This window comes from Paenibacillus sp. EKM301P (assembly GCF_011800295.1).
In the GTDB taxonomy this organism is placed as follows: domain Bacteria; phylum Bacillota; class Bacilli; order Paenibacillales; family Paenibacillaceae; genus Paenibacillus; species Paenibacillus polymyxa.
The window spans coordinates 1-447 of sequence record NZ_JAALFM010000087.1; the positions used below are offsets into that span (position 1 = coordinate 1).

Here is a 447-nt window from a genome sequence, read left to right on the forward strand (position 1 = left end):
TCCTGCTCAATCCAATGGTGCAGACGAGACGGATCAATCCGGTCGTCCTTCGGCACAATCACCATCGTGCCTCCGTTGTACAGCGTCCGCGCGATATCTCCCACGAAAACGTCAAACGAGAAGCTTGCGAGCTGCAGCAGCCGCACCGGGAACTGATCCAACCGGTATTCCCGCCGGTAGCCCGCCGCCGTATTCACCAGGCTGCGGTGCTCGATCATCACGCCCTTCGGCTTGCCCGTCGTTCCCGACGTATAGATCACGTACGCCAGATCCTCCGGACGGGCTTCATGGAAGCTGTTGGTGCCAACATTCTGATGGCTCTCATCACCGTCGTCCACAGCATCCGTCAGCTTGCCGGAGACCATGCCGGAGACAATCGGCGCATTCGCCCGCTCCTCGCTGTACGACGCTTCGTCGTCCAGGTACAGCACCGCCGCTAGCGCCAGC

The 447-nt window shown here is 61.1% G+C and carries 1 protein-coding gene; it reads right to left on the bottom strand.

Annotated elements, in window-relative coordinates; genetic code table 11:
• Window positions 1-447: AMP-binding protein (locus HFD99_RS24940; RefSeq protein WP_167441064.1), on the bottom strand; the 447-nt coding region annotated here is incomplete at both ends.